This window comes from Burkholderia sp. AU30280 (genome assembly GCF_020420125.1).
GTDB lineage: Bacteria > Pseudomonadota > Gammaproteobacteria > Burkholderiales > Burkholderiaceae > Burkholderia.
The window spans coordinates 1-24,953 of record NZ_JAIZRY010000003.1 but is presented as its reverse complement, the minus strand read 5'-3'; the positions used below and the strand labels follow the sequence as shown (position 1 = coordinate 24,953).

Here is a 24,953-nt window from a genome sequence, read left to right as displayed (position 1 = left end):
GGCTTGGCGGGCGGTGCAAGATTTTTGAAGGATGACCTGTCAATGACTTGTAAGTGACACGTCACATTTGCGTCACGACCGATCGATAGCCTGCCACTCCGAGTCACCTCTCCGGAGCCCCTTCATGCCGAATCTCGCGGCAACGGAAACCAGCGGTGCGGTCAGCCACCGCACGCGTACCATCAGCCTCGCGCTGTTTTTTCTGATCATTGCCTGCGGGATCGTCTACGTCGGCATTCATCTCAGCGCCGATCTCAGTCCCGTCAAGGAAAGTTCGGTCCTCCCGTTCCTGCTGCTGATCGTCGCGCTGCTGATCGCGCTCGGCTTCGAGTTCGTGAACGGCTTCCACGACACCGCGAACGCGGTTGCAACCGTCATCTATACGCATTCGCTCGACCCGCACCTCGCCGTCGTGTGGTCGGGCCTCTGGAACCTGTTCGGCGTGCTCGTGTCGAGCGGCGCCGTCGCGTTCGGCATCCTGCAGTTGCTGCCGGTCGAGCTGATCCTCCAGGTGGGCAGCGGCTCGGGCTTCGCGATGGTGTTCTCGCTGCTGATCGCGGCCGTCACGTGGAACCTCGCGACCTGGTATTTCGGGTTGCCGTCGTCGAGTTCGCACACGCTCGTCGGCTCGATCATCGGCGTTGGCCTGATGAACCAGATCGTCAGCGGCCCGTCGGCCACGAGCGGCGTCGACTGGAACCAGGCGCTCGGCGTCGGCAAGGCGCTGCTGTTCTCGCCGCTGATCGGCTTCGTGCTGTCCGCGCTCGTGCTGCTGCTGCTGAAGGCGCTCGTGCGCGTGCCGGCGTTGTACCAGGAGCCGAAGGGCAACAAGCCGCCGCCGTTCTGGATCCGCCTGCTGCTGATCCTGACCTGCACGGGCGTGTCGTTCGCGCACGGCTCGAACGACGGGCAGAAGGGCATGGGGCTGATCATGCTGATCCTGATCGGCGTGATGCCGACCGCGTATGCGCTGAACAAGGCCGTGACGCCCGACCAGACGAGCACGTTCGTCGCGGTGGCGCGCCACGCGTCGACGACGCTCGTCAAGTATGCGGACCCGGCCGCGCAGTCGGCCGCGCCGCGCGCCGACGTCGAGGCTTACGTGCGCACGCACACGCTGACGCCCGCGACGATTCCGGCGCTGGGCAAGCTCACCGACACGATCGCCGACCAGGTCGCGCAGGCCGGCGGCATCTCGAGCGTGCCGCAGAACCTCGTCGACAACGTACGCAACAACATGTACGTCGCGTCCGAGGCGATCCGGCTGATGGAGAAGGCGAAGGCGCCGGCGTTCTCGGTCGAGGACGCGAGCGCGCTCGATGCGTTCAAGAAACAGATGGACCGCGCGACGAAATTCATTCCGACCTGGGTGAAGGTCGCGGTCGCGATCGCGCTCGGCCTCGGCACGATGGTCGGCTGGAAGCGGATCGTCGTGACGGTCGGCGAGAAGATCGGCAAGTCGCATCTCACGTACGGGCAGGGCGCGTCGGCCGAGGCCGTCGCGATGCTGACGATCGGGATGGCCGACGCGTACGGGCTGCCGGTATCGACGACGCACGTGCTCGCGTCGGGCGTGGCCGGCACGATGACGGCCAGCGGCGCGGGCCTGCGCTGGGATACGGTGCGCAACCTCGTGCTCGCGTGGGTGCTGACGCTGCCCGCATCGATCGCGCTGTCGGCTGCCTTGTACTGGGTGCTGCACGGACTGTTCTGACCCGCGCCGGGGGGCGCGACGTCCGGCCGCGCGATGCGCGGCCGGTCCCATCGATTTTCAATTCAACACAAGACGCTACCGATGGATATCAGTTTCGATCCGAACCGCACCGCGAACGCTTCGGCGTGGCGCGTGCTGCCCAACCGCTGGGATGCCGTCGCGTTTCCGCTGATCATCTGCCTGCTCGCGATGGCGATCGTCGGGTTCCACCAGACGATGGCGCCGATCGGCGTGCTGCAGACGCAGAAGATCTCGCTCGATCCGTCGAACCTGCCTGAATACGCGTTGCGCACCACGCTGCGGATGCTCGCCGCGATGGTCGCGTCGCTCGTGTTCACGCTCGTCTACGGCACGCTCGCCGCGAAAAGCCGCCGCGCGGGCATGGTGCTGATTCCGATCCTCGACATCCTGCAGTCGGTGCCGGTGCTCGGCTACATCTCGTTTACCGTCACGTTCTTCCTCGCGCTGTTTCCGGGCCGCGTGCTCGGTGCGGAGCTGGCCGCGATCTTCGCGATCTTCACGAGCCAGGCGTGGAACATGACGTTCAGCTTCTACCAGTCGCTGCGCACCGTGCCGCGCGACCTGAGCGAAGTGTCGCGCGGCTTTCACCTGACGCCGTGGCAACGCTTCTGGAAGCTCGAGGTGCCGTTCTCGATGCCGGGCCTGATCTGGAACATGATGATGTCGATGTCGGGCGGCTGGTTCTTCGTCGTCGCGTCGGAAGCGATCACCGTCGGCAACCAGACCATCACGCTGCCGGGCATCGGCGCGTACCTCGCGCAGGCGATCTCCGACAAGAACCTCGGCGCGGTCGGCTGGGTGATCGTCGCGATGTCGGTCGTGATCCTCGCCTACGACCAGTTCCTGTTCCGCCCGCTCGTCGCTTGGGCCGACAAGTTCCGGATGGAGAACACCGCGTCGGGCGATGCGCCGCAATCCTGGCTGCTCGACATGATGCGCCGCACGCACCTGATCCATCAGTTGCTCGTGCCGGCCGGCTGGCTGCTGTCGCAGGCCGCGCGCATCCCGCTGCGCTTTCCGTCGCGGAAGGGCACGCGTGCGAACGGTGCGTCGTCGCGCCGCTCGTCGCGTATCGGCGACATCGTGTGGGCCGCGTTCGTGATCCTGCTGACGGTGTACGTCGTATGGCGCGTCGTCACGTTCGTCGCGACCGGCGTGACGATGGGCGAGGTCGGGCATGTGCTCGTGCTCGGGCTCATCACGCTGCTGCGCGTGCTGGTGCTGATCGCGATCGCGTCGGTGATCTGGGTGCCGCTCGGCGTGCTGATCGGGCTTCGCCCGGCGCTGGCCGAGAAGATCCAGCCGCTCGCGCAGTTTCTCGCCGCGTTCCCGGCGAACCTGCTGTTCCCGGTGTTCGTGATCGTGATCGTCCACTTCCACCTGAACGCGGACATCTGGCTGTCGCCGCTGATCGTGCTCGGCACGCAGTGGTACATCCTGTTCAACGTGATCGCCGGCGCGATGTCCTATCCGAACGATTACAAGGAAGCGACGAAGAATTTCCGCATCCGCGGCTGGCAGTGGTGGCGGCAGGCGATCCTGCCCGGCATCTTCCCGTACTACGTGACGGGTGCCATTACCGCGTCGGGCGGCGCGTGGAACGCGAGCATCGTGTCCGAGTTCGTGCAGTGGGGCGACACGAAGGTCGTCGCGCACGGCCTCGGCGCGTATATCGCGCAAACGACCGCGGCCGGCGATTTCCCGAAGATCATCCTGGGCATCGCCGTGATGTCCTTGTTCGTTACCCTGTTCAACCGTCTGCTGTGGCGTCCGATGTACGCCTATGCGGAATCCCGGCTCCGTCTCGATTGAGAGTAAGCGCGATGCAAAATTCGACCGTTATCAACGCCCCCGTCAAGACATCCCAGCCGCTGCAGCCACCGCGCCTCGGCGACGAAATCCTGCGCGTCGATCATGTCTGTCGCGGCTTCAACAAGTCGCAGGGCGAACTGCTCGTGCTCGACGATGCGAACCTGTCGCTGCGCGAAGGCGAGATCGTCGGGCTGCTCGGCCGTTCCGGCTCGGGCAAGTCGACGCTGCTGCGCATCATCGCCGGGCTGATCGAGCCGACCGGCGGCGAAGTGACCTATCTCGGCCAGCCGCTGCGCGGCCCGGCCGAAGGCGTCGCGATGGTGTTCCAGACCTTCGCGCTGTTCCCGTGGCTCACCGTGCTGCAGAACGTCGAGGCCGGCCTCGAAGCGCTCGGCGTCGGCGCACGCGAGCGGCGCGAGCGTGCGCTTGCCGCGATCGACCTGATCGGTCTCGACGGTTTCGAGAATGCATATCCGCGCGAGCTGTCGGGCGGCATGCGCCAGCGTGTGGGCTTTGCGCGCGCGCTCGTCGTCGACCCGACGATCCTGCTGATGGACGAGCCGTTCTCCGCGCTCGACGTGCTGACGGCCGAGACGCTGCGTACCGACCTGCTCGACCTGTGGACGCAGGGCCGCATGCCGATCAAGTCGGTGCTGATCGTCACGCACAACATCGAGGAAGCGGTGTTCATGTGCGACCGGATCCTCGTGCTGTCGTCGAACCCGGGCCGCGTGATCGCCGAGATCAAGGTGCCGTTCAAGCATCCGCGCAACCGGCTCGACACCGATTTCCGCAAGCTCGTCGACGACATCTACGCGAAGATGACCGCGCGTCAGACCGGCGAGGCGACGAAGAAGGGGCTCGAGCTCGGCAGCTGGATGCCGCGCGTGTCGACCAACCTGATGGCCGGCCTGATCGAGACGCTCGCGATGGCGCCGTACCATGGCCGCGCAGACATGCCGGAAATCGCGCGCACGCTGCACCTCGAGGTCGACGAATTGTTCCCGATCGCCGAAGTGCTGCAGCACCTCGGCTTCGCGGACGTACGGGAAGGGGACGTGTTCCTGACGCCGCCCGCGCGCGTGTTCGCGGAATTCGGCACGCAGGAGCGCAAGCTGATGTTCGCGGATCACCTGCTGAAGCATGTGCCGCTCGCCGCGCGGATCAAGAAGGTGCTGAACGAGCGTCCGGGCCATCGTGCGCCGCGCGTGCGCTTCGAGCAGGAGCTGGAGGATTTCCTGTCCGACGAAGCGGCCGAGGAAACGCTCGACGCGGTGATCGACTGGGGGCGTTACGGGGAAGTGTTCTCGTATAACGACAAGACCGAGGTGTTCAGTCTCGAGGATGTCGAGAGCTGACAGTCGCGAAGTGGTTGCATGGGGTGCCGCATCCATCCGTCATCGATGCCGCACCTCCGTCGGAGCCTGTTGCATGGCCGACAGGGTTGCCGACGGGCTATTCATTCAACCTCGACGGCCTGCGCAAGCCGAAGCACGGATGAACGAGACGGTCCGCGATACGGATCGCGTCACCACGGCCTGAAGCGGGATCCCGGGCCGAACTTCGGGCCTTCAGGCCGCCTCGGCGGGGCGGGCCGCGTCGATGTACTCGGCCAGCACCATCGCGGCGGCGTTGCCCGGCGTCGAACCGAGCAATTGCGGCGCATAGACGCTGTCGCCGATCTCGATCGGCTGCCCCGACAGCGCACACACGCCGCGCTTGCGCGTGGTGAACAGCCGCCACTTCTGATAACCGTAGTGCCCGGTGCATGCGTCGCGCCATGAAATCATCACGGTGTCGGCCGTGGGCCGCTCGAGCACGTTGATGGACGGCTTGCTCGTCGCATCCCACGACGGCAGCCGGTCGCGCGTGACGCTGCGCCGCCGCGGCACGCCCCACGAGACGGACGGCATGTCGAAGCTGCTGATCGCGGCGACGGTCACGAGCCAGGGCGCTAAACGGTTGTTCATGTCGGTTTTCCTCGAAAAACGTTACGCGACACCGCCACGCGGCATCACGACAGGCGGATGCGCGGCTGCACGCAGCCGTTGATCCGTTCGGCGATCCACAGCAGGGTCGCCTTGGAGAGGCCGTGCAGCGCCTGCTGGTGCCGCCGGTAGAGCATCAGGTGGCTGAACTGCGCGAAACGCCCCTGGATGAAGCCGCCGCGAAAGAACCCGAACTGCCCGAGCGTGCCGAACGCGTCGTAGTCGCTGATCGAGACGAGCGCGCCGAAATCGTGGAACGCGAACGGCGGAATCGGCGTGCCGTCGAGCCATGCAGGCAAGTGCTTCGCGAGGTGCTCGGCCTGTTGGGTCGCGACTTGCGCGGTGGGCGGCAGCGGCCGTTCCTGGCCGTCGGGCAGGAGGCTGGCGCAATCGCCGATCGCGAACACGTGCTCGTCGCCCGTGGCCTGCAGCGTCGGCCCGACGACGATCTGGTTCGCGCGATTCGTGTCGAGGCCGTCGAGCGCCTGCATGAAATCGGGCGCCTTCACGCCGGCCGCCCAGACCATCAGGTCCGCTTCCGCGAATGAACCGTCGCCGTAGTGGAAGCCGTTCGCGTCGGCGGACGTGACACGGGTCGACGTCAGCACGTGAAAGCCGATCTGTTCGAGCCGGCGCTGCGCGGACGCGGAAATCCGCGGCGGAAACGCGGCGAGGATGCGCGGGCCGCTTTCGAGCAGCGTGAGCTGCAGTCGCTCGCGTACCGTCGCGTCGCCATACGCCTGCGCCACTTCCAGCAGGCGGCTCAGCTCCGCCGCGAGTTCGACGCCGGTTGCGCCCGCGCCGACGATCGCGACGCGGAACGGCTCGTCGCGCGCGATGCTGCGAAAGACGCGCATCCGCAACGCTTCGTTGAAGGTCTCGGCCTGCCGCTGGCTGTCGATGAAATAGCAGTGCTCGCGCACGCCCGGAACGCCGAAATCGTTGGCCTGGCTGCCGAGCGCGAGGATCAGCACGTCGTATTCGAGCTCGCGTGCGTCGAGCACGAGTTCGCCGTCCTGCGAGCGGATCTCGCCGAGCTGCACGCGGCGGCGTGCGCGATCGAGCCCCTTCAGTTCGCCGGGCTGGTACGCATAGCCGTGGTCACGAGCATGGGCGAGGAAGATCACCTGTTGCTGCTGTACGTCGCGCGTGCCGGCCGCGATCGTGTGCAGCATCGGCTTCCAGATGTGGGTCGGGCTGCGGTCGACGACGGTGACCTGGGCGCGCCCGGACCGGCCGAGGCGCTCGCCCAGGCGGGTCGCGAGTTGCAGGCCGGCGATCCCGCCGCCGACGATAACGATGCGTGTAGGGGTTGTCATGGATAAATCATCACGTGATGAATAAGGTATGATCGTAGCGCTTCCCGGCTTCGCGTGTCAACGGAGCGGGGCAGGTCACCCGGTTTTTGGCGCCGCTAAAGCGGGGCCTGAGCAGGGGTATTCGAATCATTCAAGGAGAGCAGGAAGACGTGACTGAAGTCACTGAGCGCGCGCCGGCCAAGCGGCGTATGCGAGGGCGGCCGCTGGCCGGGGCGGCCGTGGGGCCGGACGTGATATTGCGGGCCGCGCGCCAAATGTTTGCCAAACGTGGCTACGACGCGACGAGCGTGCGCGAAGTCGCGCGCGAGCTGGGGGTCGATGCGGCGCTGATCGCGCACCATTTCGGTACGAAGGAAACGTTGTGGCTGGCGGTTCTCGAGCAGATCGCCGAGCTCGCCCAGCCGATGTTCGATGCCCTGCGCGCGTTGCGCACGTCGCCGCTGTCGCATCGCGACCGCGTGCTGCGCGCGATCGAGCTGTGCGTCGAGCACGAGTTCGACGAGCCCGACGTGGGCATGTTCTTCTCGACGGCAGCGACGGAAGTGGGGGGGCGTCTCTACCGGCTGCAGGAGCGGCTCGTGCGCCCGTACTATGACGTGCTGTTTCCGCTGCTGTCGGACGGCGTCGAGGCCGGCGTGATTCGCCCGGTCGATCCGACCGTGCTGTTCTTCATGCTTGCGAACGCGATCGGCACGACGGTGTCGTACAGCCACATGATGCTGGAGTACACGTCGCTGCCCACGCGGCAGGACGCGTTCCGCAAGGCCGTGGCCGACGCCGCGTTCAACGTCGTCGGCGTCTGAGCGCGGCGCGCGGTCACGCCGCCAGCACCCGCACCCGTTCGCGCACCGCGCTTCGCGCGGTCTCGCGCAGCGCATCGGCGAGCGGCCCTGGCGCCGGGTGCGCGATCGCCAGCTCGTATGCGAGCGGGTTGCCCGCCTCTTTCAGTTCGCAGAACGTAACGTCATGCCTTGCGGCTGCATCGGCACGAACAGGCGCTGCGTCAGCGCGACGCCGGTGCCGCTCGCGACGCACCGGGCCGTCGTCTGCATCGGGTGCGGCTTGCCGGGCCGCGTGGGTCGTTCGTCACCGGCGCGACGATCGCGGTGAACGACGGCTGGCGCGTCGGGTGACGCCATCCATCCAGGCGGCCGGGTGGGGCATCGCGCGCCACGTCCGGCCTGCCTGTCATTTGATGTCCGTAGGCGGCGCATCGCCGAGCCAGCGCCGCGCACCGGGCCCGTTGCGACCCGCGCGGTCTTCCGGGTTCGTCAGCTTGCAGCGCTTCAGCGACAGGCAGCCGCAGCCGATGCATTCGTCGAGGTTGATGTAGAGCCGCTGCAACTCCTCGATCCGGCTCGCGACGCGCTGCTTCCAGCCGCGCGACAGCCGCTGCCAGTCCTTGTTGCTCGGCGCGGTGTCCTCGGGGAGGCTGACGAGCTGCTCGGCGATCTCGTCGAGCGAATAGCCGATCTTCTGCGCGAACACGATGAACGCGATCAACCGCAGCACCGCGCGCGAATAGTGGCGATGGCTCGAGCCGTTGCGGTGCGACTTGATGAGCCCGCGTGTCTCGTAGAACCGCAGCGTCGACGCCGGCACGCCGCTGCGCGCGGCCACTTCGCGGATCGACAGCAGAGGCCATTGCGGCATTTCCTGGATACCCATGATGCACCTCCGGGAAAACTTGACTTGAAGTTAACTTCAACTTTTATGCTACGCGGCAGTTTAACCCTCGCGAGGCATCATGCTCTCCTTATCCCTACGCAGGACGTCGCCTTTGGGCGCGGCCTGCGCACTGCTGCTGGCGTTGTCGGGCTGTCACGACGGCAAAGGCGCATCGTCGGCCCAAGCCCTTCCCGAAGTCGGCGTCGCCACTATCGCGCCTCGCACGATCCGCCTCGCGGACGAATTCAACGGCCGCGTCGAAGCAGTCGATGCCGTCGAACTGCGGCCGCGCGTGAGCGGCTATCTGCAGCGCGTCGCCTACAAGGAGGGCGACCTGGTCGCGCAGGGCGCGCTGCTGTTCGAGATCGACCCGCGCCCGTACCGGATCGCACTCGATCGCGCGAACGCGCAGCTGCAGCGGGCCCGCGCGGCAGCGAGCCTCGCGAACGTGCAGCTCAAGCGCGTGCAGACGCTGATCGACGCGCATGCGACGTCGCAGGAAGAACTCGACAACGCACGCGCCACGGCCGAGCAGGCGCGCGCCGACCTGCAGGCGGCCGATGCGGCCGTCGCCGACGCGAAGCTCAATCTCGGTTTCACCGAAGTGCGCGCGCCGATCGCGGGCCGCGTCGGCCGCGCGGTCACCACCGTCGGCAACCTGGCGCGCGCGGACGACACGCTGCTGACAACCGTCGTGTCGCAGAACCCCGTCTACGTGTACTTCGACTGCGACGAACAGAGCTACCTGCGCTACAACGCACGGCGTGCCGATCCGAAGCACCGCGCGATCGGCGCCGATCCGGTGCGCGTGGGCCTCGCGAACGAGACGGGCTTCCCGCATGCGGGCACCGTCGACTTTCTCGACAACCGGCTCGACCCGCAAACGGGCACGATCCGCGCGCGTGTGCGGCTGCCGAATGCGGACCATGCATTTACGCCGGGCCTGTATGCGCGCGTGCAGCTCGTCAGCGGCCACGACCAGGATGCGCTGCTCGTCGACGACAAGGCCGTGCTCACCGACCAGGACCGCAAGTACGTGTATGTGATCGGCCCCGGCGACAAGGCGCTGCGCCGTGACGTGACGATCGGCCGCGGGCTGGACGGCGAGCGGATCATCGAGAAGGGGATCCAGGCGGGCGATCGCGTGGTCGTCGACGGCATGCAGCGGATCTACTATCCGGGCGCGCAGGTGAAGCCGAAGGCGCTCCCTGCACGCGCTGCCGCCGGTGCCGGCACCGGCGAGGGCAACGGGCCGGGCAGCGGCGCGCAGGCCGTGGCCGACGCCGGCGCGCCGGCCGTGCAATAACGGGAGACAGGCAATGGATTTCTCCCGATTCTTCATCGACCGGCCGATCTTCGCGGTCGTGCTGTCGATCGTCATCTTCGCGATCGGCCTGATCTCGATCCCGATGCTGCCCGCCGGCGAATACCCGGAAGTCGTGCCGCCGAGCGTCGTCGTGCGTGCGACGTACCCGGGCGCGAACCCGAAGGAAATCGCCGAATCGGTCGCCGAACCGCTGGAAGAGGCGATCAACGGCGTCGAAGGCATCATGTACATGAAGTCGGTCGCAGGCTCCGACGGCAGCCTGCAGGTCGTCGTCACGTTCGTGCAGGGCGTCGATCCCGACACCGCCGCCGTGCGCGTGCAGAACCGCGTGAGCCAGGCGCTGTCGCGCCTGCCCGACGAGGTGCGCCAGTACGGCGTGACCACGCAGAAGCAGTCGCCGACGCCGCTGATGTACGTGAGCCTCTATTCGCCGGACAACAGCCACGATTCGCTGTACCTGCGCAACTACCTGACGCTGCACGTGAAGGACGAGCTGTCGCGGCTCGCCGGCATCGGCGACGTCGGCGTGTACGGCTCGGGCGACTATGCGATGCGGCTGTGGCTCGACCCGAACCGGCTCGCGTCGCGCGGGCTGACGGCGAGCGACGTGATCGCCGCCGTGCGCGAGCAGAACGTGCAGGTGTCGGCCGGCCAGCTCGGCGCGGAGCCATCGCCGAAGAAAAACGACTTCCTGCTGTCGATCAACGTGCGCGGCCGGCTGCGCACGGTGCAGGAGTTCGGCGACATCGTGCTGCGCAACGGCGACGACGGCCAGGTCGTGAAGCTGTCCGACGTCGCGCGCATCGAGCTCGGCGCGGGCGACTACACGCTGCGCTCCTATTTCAACGACAGGCAATCGGCGGTGGTCGGCATCTTCCTGTCGCCGGGGGCGAACGCGCTCGAGGTCGCGAAGGCCGTGTATGCGAAGTTCGACGAACTGTCGAAGCGTTTCCCGCCCGGCGTTGCGTATCGTCCGGTGTGGGATCCGACCGTGTTCGTGCGCGAATCGATCCGCGCGGTGCAGCACACGCTGATCGAGGCGGTCGTGCTGGTCGTGCTCGTCGTGATCCTGTTCCTGCAGACGTGGCGCGCATCGATCATCCCGCTCGTCGCGGTGCCCGTCTCGGTGGTCGGTACGTTCGCGTGGCTCTATCTGCTCGGCTATTCGATCAACACGCTGACGCTGTTCGGGCTCGTGCTCGCGATCGGGATCGTCGTCGACGATGCGATCGTGGTCGTCGAGAACGTCGAGCGCAACATCGCGCAGGGGCTGAGCCCGCGCGACGCCGCGCACCAGGCGATGCACGAGGTGTCGGGGCCGATCGTCGCGATCGCGCTCGTGCTGTGCGCGGTGTTCGTGCCGATGGCCTTCATGTCGGGCGTCACCGGCCAGTTCTACCGGCAGTTCGCGGTGACGATCGCGATCTCGACGGTGATCTCCGCGATCAACTCGCTGACGCTGTCGCCGGCGCTTGCCGCGAAGCTGCTGCGTCCGCACGGCGCGCCGAAAGATGCGCTCACGCGCGGGCTCGATCGCGCGTTCGGCTGGCTGTTCCATCCGTTCAACCGCTTCTTCGACCGCAGTTCCGTTCGCTATCACGGCTTCGTGTCGCGCACGCTGAAGCGGCGCGGGGTGGTGTTCGCGGTCTATGCGGCGCTGCTCGCGGCGACCACGCTGCTGCTCAACGCGGTGCCGGGCGGCTTCATCCCCGTGCAGGACAAGCTGTACCTGTTCGCGGGCGCGAAGCTGCCGGAAGGCGCATCGCTCGCGCGCACCAGCGAGGTGACCGAACAGATGACGAAGATCGCGCTCGGCACCGACGGTGTCGAGATGGTGCCGGCGTTTGCCGGGCTGAACGCGCTGCAGGGCGTGAACACGCCGAACATCACGAATTCGTACGTGATCCTGAAGCCGTTCGACCAGCGTCACCGCAGCGCGGCGGAGATCAACGCGGACCTGAACGCGCGCTTCGCGGCGATCGGCGGCGGCATGACCTATGCGCTGATGCCGCCGCCGATCCAGGGCCTCGGCAACGGCTCGGGCTATTCGCTGTACCTGGAGGATCGCGGCGGGCTCGGCTACGGCGCCTTGCAGAACGCGCTCGCCGCGTTCCAGGCCGCCGTCGCGAAGACGCCGGGGATGAGCTACCCCGTCAGCTCGTACCAGGCGAACATCCCGCAGCTCGAGGTGAAGGTCGACCGGTTGAAGGCGAAGGCGCAGGGCGTCGCGCTGACCGACCTGTTCAGCACGCTGCAGGTCTATCTCGGCTCGATGTACGTGAACGACTTCAACCTGTTCGGCCGCGTGTACCGCGTGATGGCGCAGGCCGATGCCGGCCACCGGCAGACGGCCGCCGACATCGCGAACCTGCGCACGCGCAACGCGAAGGGCGAGATGGTGCCGATCGGCTCGATGGTGACGGTGGCGCCCGCGTACGGGCCCGACCCGGTCGTTCGCTACAACGGCTATCCGGCCGCGAACCTGATCGGCGATGCCGATCCGAAGGTGATGTCGTCGTCGCAGGCGATCGAGAAGCTGCAGCAGATCGCGAAGGACGTGCTGCCGCCGGGCATCACGCTCGAATGGACCGACCTCAGCTACCAGCAGGTCACGCAGAGCAACGCGGCGATCGTCGTGTTCCCGCTCGCGGTGATGCTCGTGTTCCTCGTGCTCGCGTCGCTGTACGAGAGCTGGACGCTGCCGCTCGCGGTGATCCTGATCGTGCCCGTGTGCATCTGCGCCGCACTGTTCGGCGTGTGGCTGTCGGGCGGCGACAACAACGTGTTCGTGCAGGTCGGTCTCGTCGTGCTGATGGGGTTGGCGTGCAAGAACGCGATCCTGATCGTCGAGTTCGCCCGCGAGCTCGAAATCCAGGGCAAGGGCGTGATCGAAGCCGCGCTCGAAGCATGCAAGCTGCGGCTGCGCCCGATCGTGATGACGTCGGTCGCGTTCATCGCGGGCTCGGTGCCGCTCCTGATCGGCGGCGGCGCGGGCAGCGAAGTGCGGGCGGCCACCGGCATCACCGTGTTCGCGGGGATGCTGGGCGTCACGCTGTTCGGGCTGTTCCTGACGCCCGTGTTTTACGTGGCGATCCGCAAGCTCGCGGGCGGCACGCCGGCCGTGTGGAGCGAACACCACGGCACCCTCGAAGGAGAAAACCGATGAGCGCCGCTTTCCGTCTTTCCGCGCTCGCGCTGTCGGTGACGCTCGCCGCGTGCGCGGTCGGCCCCGATTTCAGGCGGCCCGACACGGCCACGGGCGCGCGGTTCGCCCGCGACGCGCATCCGGCGGCGTTGCGCGATGCGGCGCCGTCCGGTACGACGCCGGAGATGCCGCGCGACGCGTCGGCCGATGCCGATGCCGCGTTCTGGCGCGGTTTCGGCGATCCGGTGCTGACGCAGCTGATCGACACGGCGCTCGCGGCGAACCAGGATCTGCAGGTCGCCGTGTCGCGCTACGACGCGTCGAATGCGCTGCTGTCGCAGGCTACGTTCGACCGCTACCCGACGATTACCGCGAGCGGGCAGATCGGCCATCAGCTGATGAGCAAGGACCAGGCGTTCGGCGCGCCGCGCAGCCAGCGCGATACGCCGACGTCCAGCGTCGGGATCAATGCCGCGTGGGAGCTCGACCTGTTCGGCCGCGTGCGCCGTTCGATCGAGTCGCAGCGTGCGGAAACGGCCGCCAGCGCGGCGGACGTGCGCGCGGTGCGCGTCGCGATCGCCGGCGAGGTGGCGAGCACGTACGTCGATTTGCGCGGCTCGCAGGAGCGACTGCGGATTGCGCGCGAGAACGCCGACAACCAGAAGCAGACGCTCGCGCTGATCAATGCACGCGTCGGTGCGGGGAGAGGGTCCGAACTCGATGCGGCGCGGGCGCGCGCGCAGTACGAATCGACGACGTCGCGGATCGCCGTGTACGAGGCGGCGATCGGCGTCGACGAGCACCGGCTCGCGGTGCTGACCGGGCAGACGCCGGACGCGCTGATCGGCCGCTTCGATCTTCCGAAAGCAGCCGCGTCGGCGGGCACGCCGGTGCCGCTGCCCGCGCTGGCCGCCGACATCGATCCCGGCACGCCGGGCGACTTGCTGCGGCGGCGGCCCGACGTCGCGGCCGCCGAGGCGCGGCTGCACGCGGCGACCGCGCGCATCGGCGTCGCCACGGCCGACCTGTTCCCGCGCTTCACGCTGTCGGGGCTGCTCGGCAGCGCGACGAGCAGCTACGGGTTCTTCCGCGCGGGTAGCGACACGAACCTGATCGCGCTCGGCATCGACTGGTCGTTCCTCGATGTCGGCCGCGTGCGTGCACGGATCGCCGCGAGCGATGCCGAAGCGGCCGGCCAGCTCGCGCAGTACCGGCAGACCGTGCTCGGGGCGCTGGAGGAAACCGAGAACGCGTTGCTGCGCGCCGCCCGCACACGTGACGAGACGGATCATCTCGTGCGGGCCGCGACCGACAGCGCGCGCGCCGCGCAACTGGCGCAGGCGCGGTTTTCGGCGGGTGCGATCGACTATTACGAAGTGCTCGACGCGCAACGCACGCTGCTGCAGGCGCAGGATGCGGCGGCCGACGGGCAGATGCGCAGCGCGGCGTCGACGGTGGCGCTGTACAAGGCGCTTGCGGGCGGATGGCCGTCGGGAACGGGCCAGGGCCCGCAAGGCCCGCTCGCGCAGTCGGGGCAGTAGCGCGGGCGCGGCGGCGCGGCCGGCCAGAGCGATCCTGCCTGCCGCGCGCCGCCCGACTACACGCTGGCCGGATCGACCTTGTCGATGTCGATACCGTAGCGCCGGATTGCTTCGCCTGCCTTGGCACGTGGTATCGCGCCGTCGTCGGCGAGGGCCGTCAGCGCCGCGATCAAGATGAAGTGCCGATCGACCTCGAAGAACGCGCGCAGCGCATCGCGCGTATCCGAGCGGCCGAAGCCGTCGGTGCCGAGCGACACGAAGCGTCGGCCGTCGACGAACGCGCGGATCTGGTCGCCGACGATCTTCATGTAGTCGGTCGCCACCACCACCGGGCCCGTGCGGCCGTAGATGCCGGGCGCCGAATGGCCCTGGATGTAGACCATGTCGCCGTCGAAGGTGTCGGTGCGGCCGCGAAAGAAGTGGTCGAAGTCGACGTCGTACAGCACCGCGGCCGACTGGTAGGTCGCGATGTGCCCGCCGCCGCTCGAATGCCGGCCGGCGCGCAGCACCATCACCATCGCGTTCCAGCGGATCATCGCGTTCAGGCGCCGTTCGAGCGCGAGACCGCCCGGATAGGCCGGTTGCCGTTCACGCGGCACCGTGTTTACGTACGCGGTCGTCACGCGGCCGTGCAGGTCGCACGTGACGTGCGGCGTCGAGGTCGGAAAGCCGGTCGAGCAGGTAGTGCGCGCGCGGGCGGCCTTCGAGCGCGATCACGGATTCGAGCGCATCGAGTCATTTGCGGGTTTCCTGCGGGTCGATGTCGGGTAGCGCGAGAGGTGCGGTCATGCAATGTCTCCAGAAGCATAAGGCTGCGCGGGGCGATGGTCGTGGCGCCGCGTCGCGCGACGGAACGCCTGCCGATCGGCGGGCTGACAGTTGCAATTGCAATCGTATGGGGGCAATTGTTATCGAGGTAAGATTTAATTGCAAATGCAATTCAACGAGAGGAACGACCTGACATGAGCGCACCCGAACCCGATCTGTGGTTTTCGTTCGTCCGCGCGCACCGGACGATGATTCGCGAGATCGAGCGCCGCCTTGCGGCGGCCGGCCTGCCGGCCTATGCGTGGTACGACGCGTTGTGGGGGCTCGAAAGCGAGCCCGACGGCACGCGCCGCATGCACGAACTGGCCGACGTGCTCGCGATCGAGCGCTACAACCTCACGCGGCTCGTCGACCGGCTCGAACAGGAGGGGCTCGTCACGCGCGCCCGTTCGGCGGACGACGGCCGCGCCGCGTACGCGAGCATCACCGACAAGGGGCGAACGCTGCGCAAGAAGATGTGGAAGGTGTACCAGTCGACGGTTGAGGAACTCTTTCTCGACCAGTTCACCGGCAAGGAGCAGGCGGCGATGGCCGCCGCGCTCGACCGTGCGGCCGCCGCGGCGCGCGACGCGTCGGCCGACGCGAGGTAGCGGCGGAGGGCGCGCGCTGCCGGCCGCGCGATGCGGGCGTTACCGCACGTTCGGCCCCTTGACGGTCAGCCGGCACACGGTCGCGAGTGCGAGCAGGTTCGGGTCGCGTTCGCGCCGGTGGAGGAAGCTCAATCCGATCGTCTGGCGGATCGTGGGCCCGGCGAGCGGCACGAGCGCGATCTTGTGCGCGAACAGGTCGCGCACGCGGCCGGGCAGCAGCGAACAGCCGACCCCGCCCGACACGAGGTTGATCAGCGAGAAGATGTCGCCCACCCGCATCACGACGTTCGGCGTGACGCCGGCCGCGCGAAACGCTTCCGTGAAGCCGTGATGCGTCGCGAAGCCTTCGCCGAGCGACACGAACGGTGCGTCGCCGCACGAGCACAGATCGATGGCGTCGTGCCGCGCGTATGGCGAGTCGATCGGCGCGGCGAAGAACATCTCGTCCTCGAACAGCGCGATCGATTCGATTTCGGCGTCCGGTTCGGGCAGCGCCATCAGCGTCGCATCGATCGCGCCTTGCCGGAGCTTGTCGAGCAGGTCGGCGTTCGAGCCGAGCACGAGCTCGGCTTGCAGCTCGGGGCGGCGCGCCTTCAGCGCGATCACGACTTCGGGCACGGTGCGGATCGTCAACGAGTAGAGCGAACCGATCTTCAACTGGCCGGCGCCGTAGCCGGCCGCCTCGCGCGTCGAGCGGATCCCGTCCGTCATCGTCTTGAGCACTTCGCCCGCGACTTCGGCGAGCACCTGCGCGGCGTCGGTCGGAATCAGGTTCCGCCCCTCGTGGCGAAACAGCGCGCAGTGCATCCCTTCCTCGAGCGTGTGCAGCGCGCGGTGCACGCTGACCGTGCTGACGCCCAGCGCCTCGGCGGCCTTCGCGAGGCTGCCGGCCTCCATGAAGGCGAGCAGCACCTCGAGCTTGCGGAACGTGATTTCTTCGTTGATGCGGTTGCGCATGGTACGGCCGACGGAAAGGGCGGCCGACGATTCTGCCGCAGAACCGGGACCGCAACAATGCGCGAATTTCCGGGTTTTTCGCATGCAGAAGCGCGGTGGAGAGACATTTAATCTCCGGCTAATCGTCTGCCGCGGGCATTAATTGATGCGGTTTTTTGGCATCCCTATGATCGTTTCACGCCGGTCGTGCGTGCGGCCGAGAGGTTTCGACGGTGCGTGCCTGTCGCGCACCGGCCGGCGATCCGAACCGCCGGTTCGCCCATGCCCGCCACGGAATGCGGGACGCATGCGGTGCGGCGCCATGAGACTGCAGGAGAAAAGCATGCGCGACTCACGTCGGAACTCGCGGCATCGGCAGGTGGTTGCCGCTGTCGTCGGCAACACCCTCGAGTGGTACGACTTCATCGTTTACGGTTTCTTCTCCGGCATCATCGCGCGGCTGTTCTTTCCCGCCGAGAGCCAGTACGCGTCGCTGCTGATGTCGCTCGCGACCTTCGGCGTCGGCTTCTTCATGCGCCCGGTGGGTGGCATCCTGCTCGGGCTCTATGCGGACCGCAAGGGCCGCAAGGCCGCGATGCAGCTCATCATCTTCCTGATGACGCTGTCGATCGCGTTGATCACGTTCGCGCCGTCGTACGCGGCGATCGGCCCCGCGGCGCCGGTCCTGATCGTCGTTGCGCGGCTGCTGCAGGGCTTCGCGACCGGCGGCGAATACGCGAGCGCGACCGCGTTCCTCGTGGAAAGCGCGCCGGAGAACCGGCGCGGGCTGTACGGATCGTGGCAACTGATCGGCCAGTGTCTCGCGGTGTTCTCGGGCGCCGCGATGGGCGCGTGGGCCACGCAGTCGCTGTCGGAGGCGACACTGCATAGCTGGGGATGGCGCGTGCCGTTCGCGCTCGGGCTGCTGATCGGGCCGGTCGGTCTGTGGATCCGCCGACACATGGAGGAGACCGAGGCGTTCCTCGACGCGAGCAAGTCGACCGTCGAGCCTCAGGCGAGCGTGTCGGGCGTACTGCGCGACAACCTGCGCGGCGTGCTGGTGTCGATGGGGCAGACGATCACCGGCACGGCTGTGTTCTACGTGATGCTGGTGAACATGCCGACGTTCGTGCACAAGACCTTCGGGCTGCCGCTCGACCAGGTATTCAAGGTGCAGATGGCGGCGGTTGCGCTGCTGACGGTGACGATCCCGGTCGCGGCGCTCGTGTCCGACCGCATCGGCCGGCGGCCCGTGCTGATCGCCGGTTCGCTGGCACTGCTGACGGTCACGTATCCGCTGTTCACGTGGCTGGCTGCCGCGCCGGGCATCGGGCGCTTGCTCGCGATGCAGCTCGTGATCTGCACAATCATCGGCATCTGCTACGGGCCTGCGCCGACTACGCTCGCCGAGCAGTTCGCGACGCGTTCGCGCTCGACCGGCATCGCGCTTGCCTACAACGTCGCGGTGATGGTGTTCGGCGGCTTCGCGCCGTTCATCGTCACGTGGCTGACGCACGCGAGCGGGTCGCCGGTCGCACCTGCGTGGTACGTGCTGTTCGCGGCATCGTTCGGGCTGCTCGCGAGCGTGTTCATGCACGACGGCGCACCGTGCGTGCTCGCACGCCGGCAGTTTCTCCAGGGTGAGCCGGCGAGCGCCAAGTAGCGGCCGTGTCCTGCCGCCCGCACCGGCGAGCCATCGGCGCGCGCGGCATGCAGGGTATCGGTCCTGCCGATGCTTAGCATCGCGGCCGGCGGCCTACCGCGGCCGCCGGCCGGTCGTTACGCTTGGGCGATCATCCACTCTGTCCGGAAGGTCGCCATGTCCCGGCTCGACTACAAGCTGCTCGGCCCCTGCCTGCTCGCCATCGCGATCGACGCGATGGGGTTCGGGCTCGTCTATCCAATGATGTCCGCGATTTTCAGCGATCCGCACGCGGGCATCCTGCCGGTCGACGCCGGCGCGCATGCGCGCAATTTCTACCTTGGTCTCGGCTACGGGATCTACCCGTTGTGCATGTTCTTCGGCTCGTCGCTGATGGGCGACCTGTCCGATCGCTACGGCCGCCGCAGGATCCTGCTGCTGTGCGTGCTCGGCCTCGCGGCCGGCTACGCGATGATGGCGGCCGGCGCATGGCACGCGAGCGTCGCGCTGCTGCTGGCCGGGCGCGGGCTCACCGGGCTGATGGCCGGCTGCCAGGGCATCGCGCAGGCGGCGATCACGGACGTGAGCACGCCGGAGAACAAGGCATACAACATGAGCATCATGTCGCTCGCGTTCAGCGCGGGCGTGATCGTCGGCCCGGTGCTCGGCGGCGTCACGTCCGACCGCACGATTTCGCCGCTGTTCGACTACGGCACGCCGTTCGTGCTCGTCGCCGCGCTGTCGCTGGCCTGCGCGTTCTGGACCTGGGCGTCGTATCGCGACTCGACGGCACCGCGCGGCGACACGCGCATCGATCCGCTGCTGCCGCTGCGGATCATCGGGGAGGCCGCGCGCCAGCGCAACGTCGCGTTCCTGTCGGTCGTGTTCTTCCTGATGCAGGTCGGCTACGGGCTCTACCTGCAGACCATCATGCTGCTGCTGCAGGCGAAGTTCGGCTACACGAGCGCGCGGCTCGGGCTGTTCAGCGGCGTGATCGGCCTCTGCTTCGTGTTCGGCCTGCTGGTTGTCGTGCGGCGGATGCTGCGCGTGTGGCGCGTGGTCGACATCGCGAAGACGGGCCTGCTCGTCGCGGGCGTCGGCCAGGTGCTGTCCGCGCTGTTCCCGCACGAGCCCGTACTGTGGGCGCTCGCGATGGTCGTCGGCTGCTTCGACATGGTTGCATATACGACGATGTATACGGCGTTCTCCGACGCGGTCAGTGAGGACCGGCAAGGCTGGGCGCTCGGCGTCGCGGGCTCGGTGATGGCCGTCGCGTGGGTCGTCACGGGCGCGCTCACGAACCTGCTGCCCGTGTTCGGCGAGATCGGCCTGCTGCTGATCGGCGGCGGGGGCTTCCTGCTCAGCTTCGCGATGATGGTCGCGTACGGCCGCACGGAGCCGGGTGCTCGAACGGTCGTGCTGTCGTAGGCGGTTTGCACGTTGGCCCGATCCTGTCGGACGTTGTCCCGCGGGCCGCTGTCGTGCCGGGCCGCGCGGCCTGACACTGGCGTCTCCCGGCCGGAGCCCATTCCGGCCGTGTCCGGCGGCGCCGGCAGGCCCGGCGCGCCGTTCCTTCGATATGCCAACCGAGAGAGCGACTCATGCAACATCCGACCATCCGTACCCTGGCGGGCGCGACCGCGCCGACATCGATCGCCGCCGCCCGCACCGCGCTGCTGGTGATCGATTTCCAGAATGAATACTTCGGCGGCCGCCTGCCGATTCCGGAGGGGCCGCGTGCGCTGGGCAATGCGCAGCGCGTGATCGCGTTCGCCGACCGCGCAGGCATGCCGGTGTTTCACGTCCAGCACGTCGGTACGGCCGACAGCCCGATCTTCGCCGACGGCAGCGACGGCTTCCGTTTTCACGCGGACCTGCAGCCGGCGGCGCATCACACGGTGGTGAAAAAGACGTCTGTGAGCGTGTTCCCGACGACGGACATCGATGCGCGCCTGAAGGCGGCCGGGATCGACACGCTGATCGTCACGGGCCTGATGACGCATGCATGCGTCGCCGGCGCGGCACGCGATGCGGTGCCGCTCGGCTACGCGGTGATCGTCGTCGACGACGCATGTGCGACGCGTGACCTCGACACCGCGGACGGCGGCACGGTGTCGCACCGCGACCTCCATCGCGCGACGCTGGCCGCGTTGTCGGACACGTTCGGCGATGTGCTGACGACCGAACAGGTGCTGGCGCTCGCCGTCGCCTGACGGTCGCCGGCGTTGTTCAGGGAAATATGGGCGGGGCTCATCGTTGACACCGTCTTCGCGAACGGCCGCCCGTGCCGGCCGTGCTGCGCGTACGACGGTGCGCCGGCTGACGGTGCGGTCATGCGGGACGGTGGCCGGCGCGGCGGCGAAGCTCGATTGTAGGGGACTTCGCCGGCGCGGGGCATTCGCGCTGGCCCGGCGGGCGGCCGATCGTCCGTTGACGGATGGCGCGCATCGTTGCGCACCACGTGCCGGCCCTGCGCGTCAGAACATCGTGTTCGCGTTCGCGGCCTTTTCCGGTACCGACTGGATCACGTCCCAGTGTTCGACGATCTTGCCGTCCTTGACGCGGAAGATGTCGACCACCGCTTCGCCGCGATCGCCCGGCCGCTCGGTCGCATGCACGTGCAGGTAGACGAGGTCGCCGTCGGTTGCGCTGCGCACGATGCGTGCGCGCGATGCCGGGTTCTTCTGGAACGCGCCGACGAAGTACGACACGAACGGCTTCTTGCCGTCCGGTACGTGCGGGTTGTGCTGCTTGTAGTCGTCCGCGACGACAACGGCGGCCTCGACGGCTTCGTGCTTGTTGAAGAAGCGGTCGTAGAACGTCAGCACGAGCTGGCGGTTGGCTTCCTCGGCGGCCAGGTCGCGCGTGGCCGGGCCGGTGGCCAGCGCGGCCGTCGACGCGGCCAGCAGGACGAGCGCGGCAACGGCGCGAACGGGGGAGCGGAGCGATGACATGTAGCGGGTCCTTGTCTGACGAAGCGTGGGTTGGTGCGCGATGCGCGACGGCGGGTCGAGCGTGCCGCGGCGATCGACGGCGCGTGGTTGCGGATACACGAGCCTGGTCGAAGCGAGGCCGCGGGCCGTCGTCATGCTTCGTTGAACTGGCGAATCCATGCGGCTGTCGGGCCGATCGAATGGTACAGTTGCCGCGAACCCGTCACAAGAAGTCAGCGCGGTGTGAACAGGTCACACCGCGCTGACCATGCGTTGCCCTTGAAAGAGAATCCAGTCATGTCGTTCCCGCCCGCAGACGAACCCGTCGAACTCGATCAGCCATGCCCGATTCGCGATGTGCTTGACCGCATCGGCGACCAGTGGAGCCTGCTCGTGCTCGAGGCGTTGTCCGGCGGGACGATGCGTTTCAACGAACTCGGCCGGACGATCGGCGATGTGTCGAACCAGATGCTGTCGCGCACGCTCAAGCGCCTCGAGCAGGACGGCTTCGTCAGTCGTACGCTGTTCGCAGAAGTGCCGCCGCGTGTCGAATATGCGCTGACCGACCTCGGGCGTTCGTTCCTGACGCCGATGCAGGCGATGATCCGGTGGGCCGATGAACATCATCGCGCGATCTGCGCCGCGCGACGTCGTGCACGGGACCTGGAGGGCGGCGGACGCTGAACGGGGCGCTTGCGCCATCTCGTCGATGGGCGTCGTGGTGCGGATCGGGCGCGACGCGACGAGGCGTGGAATGGAATGGCACGGCTGCATTCGCGTCACCGTTGAATGATTTCGTTGTCCGAATGATCGTGTCGGGTTGAGAGGGGCGCCGATGTTGCGGTGCGCTCTATTCGTCCCGCATGCGGCGACGCGCTGGCGGTGCTCCGTTTGCAAGGGCATGCGCGGGGACGACCGAAACGGCAGTCTTCCGCCGCATGGCGCACGACTTGCGACGGGTGCGGCAGGATCCAGACGAGATGAGGTGGTGCGCCGCAGATCGGCGGGCATGTCGATGGTCGACGTGCGTGACCGGATACCTCGCCAGCGGTTTGGGCGCCGGCATCGGGGCGGGGTGGGGCGGGATTCGCGGAGATGCTTGCCAGGCACCGTGAGGTCGGGGCCGAACGGCGCGGATTCACCCGCGCCGCCCGGCTCCGGGCCTGCCCTCGGCCGGGCCGCGGGGGGCCTGCCTATCGCCACGTACCGTCGACGTAGATCCACGCCTGTCCCTGGGGGCGCCAGTAGCCGGGCACCCACCGGCGTCCGGGGCGCCTTGCGACCCAGCGGCCGGGCACCCATATATAGCGGCCACGCTGCCAGCGCCAATAGCCGTCCGTCCATATATAGCCGTGCGGCCGTGGCGGCGGCGGGCGGCGGTCGTGCCGGGCGGCCGGCGGTGCGAAGCCCGGGCGGTCCGGATAGGGCGGGCCGCCTGGCACGCGATTCGGGCCGGACGGGCGGTACACGGGCGGCGCGGGCTGGGCCGAGGCGGCGCGGAGCCAGCCGCCGGTGCCGACGAAGGCGGCGGTCAATCCGATGGCGCGTAACAACGAGCGTCGATTCATGGCGTGTCCTGTTCTGTATTCGAGGCTGCCTTACATTAGCCTGCCAGTCGGCCGGCCGGGTTACGCGAGCGGTTAAGGCTGTTACCGCGTGTCACGGCAGGCGGGCGAGCTGTCGGCAGGTGGAGAACGGCCTTTCTAATATGGGTGGCTGACGGGCGGATGTGACCCGCTGAACGAATGACGCACCTGTTTACTGGCTGAAGCATGCGTTTTAGGTGCCCGGCGTCTGAAACCTGAGGCCGAGGCGGGTAAAATTTGCCGATTCCGGGGGCGCGTCGAATCCGTTTGTTGTTTCTATGCAACCGTCAAGACGATGACATGAAAGAATGGTGCGATGAAAGCCTCCAAAAAGCCCCTGTCAAGAAGCCAAAAACCAGCGTCAAAACAAATACTTATAACGCGGCCCCATTTCTATTATTTCTAGTTCTGGAAAAGCTTATTTCTTTATTTGCGGATCGCTCCCCTAGGGTACACCCCTAAACTCACGGTTCCCAAACGGGCAACTATCCGGGCGCGGCCAGCAGGATCGATGGCGCTCCCGGGCGGTTGCAGACCGTTTATGAACAAGGTCGCGAGACCTGCCTCTTTTTAGAAGGGAGCTCCACGAATGAACAAGACTCTGATCGTTGCAGCAGCTGCAGCATCGTTTGCTACCGTCGCTCACGCACAAAGCAGCGTCACGCTGTACGGCGTGCTGGATGCAGGCATCACCTACCAAAGCAACGTCGCAACGGGCGTTAACGCAGCTGGCAAGCCGGTGAACGGCAAGTCGCTGTGGTCGATGGGCTCGGGCATTGACCAAAGCCGCTTCGGCCTGCGTGGTTCGGAAGACCTCGGTGGCGGCCTGAAGGCAATCTTCACGTTGGAAAGCGGCTTCGGCATCGGTAACGGCAAGCTGGGCAACAACGGCGGCATGTTCAACCGTCAAGCATTCGTCGGCCTGTCGAGCCAGTACGGCACGGTCACGCTGGGTAAGCAGTATGACGCAACGCAAGACTACCTCGCGCCGCTGACGGCAACGGGCTCGTGGGGCGGCACGTACTTCGCGCACCCGCTGAACCTCGACCGTCTGAGCACGACCGGCGACGTCGCATCGAACAACACGATCAAGTTCACGAGCGCGAACTACGCTGGCCTGCAATTCGGCGGTACGTACTCGTTCTCGAACAACACGAACTTCGGCAACAACCGTGCATACAGCGCGGGTGCTGCATACCAGTTCCAGGGTCTGAAGCTGGCTGCTGCATATTCGCAAGCGAACCTGGGTGACGGTTCCAACGGTAACGGCGCAACGTCGTCGGCAATCGGTGGCATCGCTAGCCAAGGCCGCGTCCGCACGTACGGTGCTGCTGCTGGTTATGCATTCGGTCCGGCACAAGTCGGCGCTGCATGGACGCAAGCACGTCTCGACAACAATGCAGTTGGTACGGGTTCGGTTCGCACCGATAACTACGAAGTCAACGCAAAGTACAACCTGACGCCGGCTCTCGGCCTGGGTGCTGCTTACACGTACACGAACGCGAAGATCAACAACGGCAGCACGCACTGGAACCAGTTTGGCCTGCAAGCTGACTATGCACTGTCGAAGCGCACGGATGTCTACGCACAAGCTGTGTACCAGCGTGCAGCGAAGAACGGCGTTGGCGCATCGATCTACAACGGCGACATCAACACGCTGCCGAGCTCGTCGATCAACCAAACCGCAGCAACGGTTGGTCTGCGTCACCGCTTCTAAGCGTGACGGCGGGGTAACCCGCTTCGCAGCATCAAAAAAGGCGCCTTCGGGCGCCTTTTTTTTGGTTCATCGCGGAAAATCGTGGAGGGTTTGAGAGCGATTGCGTAACCTGACGCCTGACTTTAAGGAGGTCAGGAGGAAGAATTGCTCGATCGCAAGGCGCTTCAGGCACTGGGTTGCTGGACG

The 24,953-nt window shown here is 67.2% G+C and carries 19 protein-coding genes and 2 pseudogenes; 13 read left to right on the top strand and 8 right to left on the bottom strand.

Annotated elements, in window-relative coordinates; translation table 11 throughout:
* Positions 1 to 124 precede the first annotated feature (124 nt).
* From LGN17_RS07590 to LGN17_RS07580, 3 genes are all read left to right on the top strand, one after another.
* Complete coding sequence (locus LGN17_RS07590) at positions 125 to 1,714, top strand: inorganic phosphate transporter (protein ID WP_226195745.1); 1,590 nt, start codon at positions 125 to 127, stop codon at positions 1,712 to 1,714.
* A gap of 81 nt (positions 1,715 to 1,795) precedes the next feature.
* Complete coding sequence (locus LGN17_RS07585; protein ID WP_226195744.1) at positions 1,796 to 3,547, top strand: ABC transporter permease; 1,752 nt, start codon at positions 1,796 to 1,798, stop codon at positions 3,545 to 3,547.
* 11 nt (positions 3,548 to 3,558) lie between these two features.
* Positions 3,559 to 4,905 carry an AAA-associated domain-containing protein gene (locus LGN17_RS07580; RefSeq protein ID WP_226195743.1) on the top strand — a complete coding sequence of 449 codons (1,347 nt, stop codon included), beginning with the start codon at positions 3,559 to 3,561 and terminating at the stop codon, positions 4,903 to 4,905.
* Positions 4,906 to 5,118: 213 nt separating this feature from the next.
* Here the strand turns inward: LGN17_RS07580 and LGN17_RS07575 are convergent, their stop codons facing one another.
* Both LGN17_RS07575 and LGN17_RS07570 read right to left on the bottom strand, forming a co-directional pair.
* Positions 5,119 to 5,517: a DUF3331 domain-containing protein gene (locus LGN17_RS07575; protein ID WP_226195742.1), complete on the bottom strand. Its 399-nt coding sequence runs from the start codon at positions 5,515 to 5,517 to the stop codon at positions 5,119 to 5,121.
* 44 nt (positions 5,518 to 5,561) lie between these two features.
* Positions 5,562 to 6,854 carry an NAD(P)/FAD-dependent oxidoreductase gene (locus LGN17_RS07570; RefSeq protein WP_226195741.1) on the bottom strand — a complete coding sequence of 431 codons (1,293 nt, stop codon included), beginning with the start codon at positions 6,852 to 6,854 and terminating at the stop codon, positions 5,562 to 5,564.
* Positions 6,855 to 7,003: 149 nt separating this feature from the next.
* Here LGN17_RS07570 and LGN17_RS07565 point away from each other — a divergent pair, with 149 nt between their 5' ends.
* The gene (locus tag LGN17_RS07565; protein WP_226195740.1) at positions 7,004 to 7,657 is read left to right on the top strand and encodes a TetR/AcrR family transcriptional regulator; all 654 of its coding nucleotides are present in this window, start codon (positions 7,004 to 7,006) and stop codon (positions 7,655 to 7,657) included.
* 13 nt (positions 7,658 to 7,670) lie between these two features.
* Here the strand turns inward: LGN17_RS07565 and LGN17_RS07560 are convergent.
* Both LGN17_RS07560 and soxR read right to left on the bottom strand, forming a co-directional pair.
* Positions 7,671 to 7,918 (bottom strand): annotated as a pseudogene (locus LGN17_RS07560) (LysR family transcriptional regulator); the annotation flags it as partial.
* Positions 7,919 to 8,042: 124 nt separating this feature from the next.
* Positions 8,043 to 8,522: a redox-sensitive transcriptional activator SoxR gene (soxR, locus tag LGN17_RS07555; RefSeq protein WP_226195739.1), complete on the bottom strand. Its 480-nt coding sequence runs from the start codon at positions 8,520 to 8,522 to the stop codon at positions 8,043 to 8,045.
* Positions 8,523 to 8,601: 79 nt separating this feature from the next.
* Here soxR and LGN17_RS07550 point away from each other — a divergent pair, with 79 nt between their 5' ends.
* Genes LGN17_RS07550 through LGN17_RS07540 form a run of 3 tightly spaced genes read left to right on the top strand, consistent with a single transcriptional unit; the run spans position 8,602 to position 14,535 of the window.
* Positions 8,602 to 9,828: an efflux RND transporter periplasmic adaptor subunit gene (locus LGN17_RS07550; RefSeq protein WP_226195738.1), complete on the top strand. Its 1,227-nt coding sequence runs from the start codon at positions 8,602 to 8,604 to the stop codon at positions 9,826 to 9,828.
* 13 nt (positions 9,829 to 9,841) lie between these two features.
* Positions 9,842 to 13,015, top strand: a complete 3,174-nt coding sequence (locus LGN17_RS07545) for an efflux RND transporter permease subunit (RefSeq protein WP_226195737.1) — start codon at positions 9,842 to 9,844, stop codon at positions 13,013 to 13,015.
* The gene (locus tag LGN17_RS07540) at positions 13,012 to 14,535 is read left to right on the top strand and encodes an efflux transporter outer membrane subunit (protein WP_226195736.1); all 1,524 of its coding nucleotides are present in this window, start codon (positions 13,012 to 13,014) and stop codon (positions 14,533 to 14,535) included. Before LGN17_RS07545 ends, LGN17_RS07540 begins: the two co-directional genes overlap by 4 nt.
* 338 nt (positions 14,536 to 14,873) lie before the next feature.
* Here the strand turns inward: LGN17_RS07540 and aceE are convergent.
* Positions 14,874 to 15,324: pseudogene (gene aceE / locus LGN17_RS07535) on the bottom strand (pyruvate dehydrogenase (acetyl-transferring), homodimeric type); the annotation flags it as partial.
* A 173-nt stretch (positions 15,325 to 15,497) separates the two neighbouring features.
* Between aceE and LGN17_RS07530 the strand changes: the two are divergent.
* Positions 15,498 to 15,953: a MarR family winged helix-turn-helix transcriptional regulator gene (locus tag LGN17_RS07530; RefSeq protein ID WP_226195735.1), complete on the top strand. Its 456-nt coding sequence runs from the start codon at positions 15,498 to 15,500 to the stop codon at positions 15,951 to 15,953.
* Between the two features lie 39 nt (positions 15,954 to 15,992).
* On the opposite strand, the gene LGN17_RS07525 is transcribed toward LGN17_RS07530, so the two are convergent.
* A complete protein-coding gene (locus LGN17_RS07525) occupies positions 15,993 to 16,910 on the bottom strand; it encodes a LysR family transcriptional regulator (protein ID WP_226195734.1) in 918 nt (305 codons plus the stop codon).
* Positions 16,911 to 17,232: 322 nt separating this feature from the next.
* On the opposite strand from LGN17_RS07525, the gene LGN17_RS07520 reads away from it, so the two are divergent.
* The 3 genes from LGN17_RS07520 (at position 17,233) to LGN17_RS07510 (ending at position 20,744) form a co-directional block, all read left to right on the top strand.
* Positions 17,233 to 18,552 carry an MFS transporter gene (locus tag LGN17_RS07520; RefSeq protein WP_226195733.1) on the top strand — a complete coding sequence of 440 codons (1,320 nt, stop codon included), beginning with the start codon at positions 17,233 to 17,235 and terminating at the stop codon, positions 18,550 to 18,552.
* A gap of 156 nt (positions 18,553 to 18,708) precedes the next feature.
* Positions 18,709 to 19,959 carry an MFS transporter gene (locus LGN17_RS07515; RefSeq protein ID WP_226195732.1) on the top strand — a complete coding sequence of 417 codons (1,251 nt, stop codon included), beginning with the start codon at positions 18,709 to 18,711 and terminating at the stop codon, positions 19,957 to 19,959.
* A gap of 173 nt (positions 19,960 to 20,132) precedes the next feature.
* Positions 20,133 to 20,744, top strand: coding sequence for a cysteine hydrolase family protein (locus tag LGN17_RS07510; RefSeq protein WP_226195731.1), 612 nt, complete (start codon positions 20,133 to 20,135; stop codon positions 20,742 to 20,744).
* A 264-nt stretch (positions 20,745 to 21,008) separates the two neighbouring features.
* Here LGN17_RS07510 and LGN17_RS07505 read toward each other — a convergent pair whose 3' ends face one another.
* Positions 21,009 to 21,485, bottom strand: a complete 477-nt coding sequence (locus LGN17_RS07505; protein ID WP_226195730.1) for a nuclear transport factor 2 family protein — start codon at positions 21,483 to 21,485, stop codon at positions 21,009 to 21,011.
* Positions 21,486 to 21,761: 276 nt separating this feature from the next.
* Between LGN17_RS07505 and LGN17_RS07500 the strand changes: the two genes are divergently transcribed.
* A complete protein-coding gene (locus LGN17_RS07500; RefSeq protein ID WP_226196432.1) occupies positions 21,762 to 22,148 on the top strand; it encodes a winged helix-turn-helix transcriptional regulator in 387 nt (128 codons plus the stop codon).
* A gap of 509 nt (positions 22,149 to 22,657) precedes the next feature.
* Here LGN17_RS07500 and LGN17_RS07495 read toward each other — a convergent pair.
* Positions 22,658 to 23,032 (bottom strand): YXWGXW repeat-containing protein, encoded by a 375-nt coding sequence (locus LGN17_RS07495; protein ID WP_226195729.1) that lies wholly within the window; start codon positions 23,030 to 23,032, stop codon positions 22,658 to 22,660.
* A 607-nt stretch (positions 23,033 to 23,639) separates the two neighbouring features.
* Here LGN17_RS07495 and LGN17_RS07490 point away from each other — a divergent pair.
* Positions 23,640 to 24,767: a porin gene (locus LGN17_RS07490; RefSeq protein WP_226195728.1), complete on the top strand. Its 1,128-nt coding sequence runs from the start codon at positions 23,640 to 23,642 to the stop codon at positions 24,765 to 24,767.
* Positions 24,768 to 24,953 lie beyond the last annotated feature (186 nt).

Coding starts and splice junctions, on each gene's coding strand:
- LGN17_RS07590 (WP_226195745.1), top strand. CDS start 125: ATGCCGAATCTCGCGGCAACGGAAACCAGCGGTGCGGTCAGCCACCGC.
- LGN17_RS07585 (WP_226195744.1), top strand. CDS start 1,796: ATGGATATCAGTTTCGATCCGAACCGCACCGCGAACGCTTCGGCGTGG.
- LGN17_RS07580 (WP_226195743.1), top strand. CDS start 3,559: ATGCAAAATTCGACCGTTATCAACGCCCCCGTCAAGACATCCCAGCCG.
- LGN17_RS07575 (WP_226195742.1), bottom strand. CDS start 5,517: ATGAACAACCGTTTAGCGCCCTGGCTCGTGACCGTCGCCGCGATCAGC.
- LGN17_RS07570 (WP_226195741.1), bottom strand. CDS start 6,854: ATGACAACCCCTACACGCATCGTTATCGTCGGCGGCGGGATCGCCGGC.
- soxR (WP_226195739.1), bottom strand. CDS start 8,522: ATGGGTATCCAGGAAATGCCGCAATGGCCTCTGCTGTCGATCCGCGAA.
- LGN17_RS07550 (WP_226195738.1), top strand. CDS start 8,602: ATGCTCTCCTTATCCCTACGCAGGACGTCGCCTTTGGGCGCGGCCTGC.
- LGN17_RS07545 (WP_226195737.1), top strand. CDS start 9,842: ATGGATTTCTCCCGATTCTTCATCGACCGGCCGATCTTCGCGGTCGTG.
- LGN17_RS07540 (WP_226195736.1), top strand. CDS start 13,012: ATGAGCGCCGCTTTCCGTCTTTCCGCGCTCGCGCTGTCGGTGACGCTC.
- LGN17_RS07530 (WP_226195735.1), top strand. CDS start 15,498: ATGAGCGCACCCGAACCCGATCTGTGGTTTTCGTTCGTCCGCGCGCAC.
- LGN17_RS07525 (WP_226195734.1), bottom strand. CDS start 16,910: ATGCGCAACCGCATCAACGAAGAAATCACGTTCCGCAAGCTCGAGGTG.
- LGN17_RS07520 (WP_226195733.1), top strand. CDS start 17,233: ATGCGCGACTCACGTCGGAACTCGCGGCATCGGCAGGTGGTTGCCGCT.
- LGN17_RS07515 (WP_226195732.1), top strand. CDS start 18,709: ATGTCCCGGCTCGACTACAAGCTGCTCGGCCCCTGCCTGCTCGCCATC.
- LGN17_RS07510 (WP_226195731.1), top strand. CDS start 20,133: ATGCAACATCCGACCATCCGTACCCTGGCGGGCGCGACCGCGCCGACA.
- LGN17_RS07505 (WP_226195730.1), bottom strand. CDS start 21,485: ATGTCATCGCTCCGCTCCCCCGTTCGCGCCGTTGCCGCGCTCGTCCTG.
- LGN17_RS07500 (WP_226196432.1), top strand. CDS start 21,762: ATGTCGTTCCCGCCCGCAGACGAACCCGTCGAACTCGATCAGCCATGC.
- LGN17_RS07495 (WP_226195729.1), bottom strand. CDS start 23,032: ATGAATCGACGCTCGTTGTTACGCGCCATCGGATTGACCGCCGCCTTC.
- LGN17_RS07490 (WP_226195728.1), top strand. CDS start 23,640: ATGAACAAGACTCTGATCGTTGCAGCAGCTGCAGCATCGTTTGCTACC.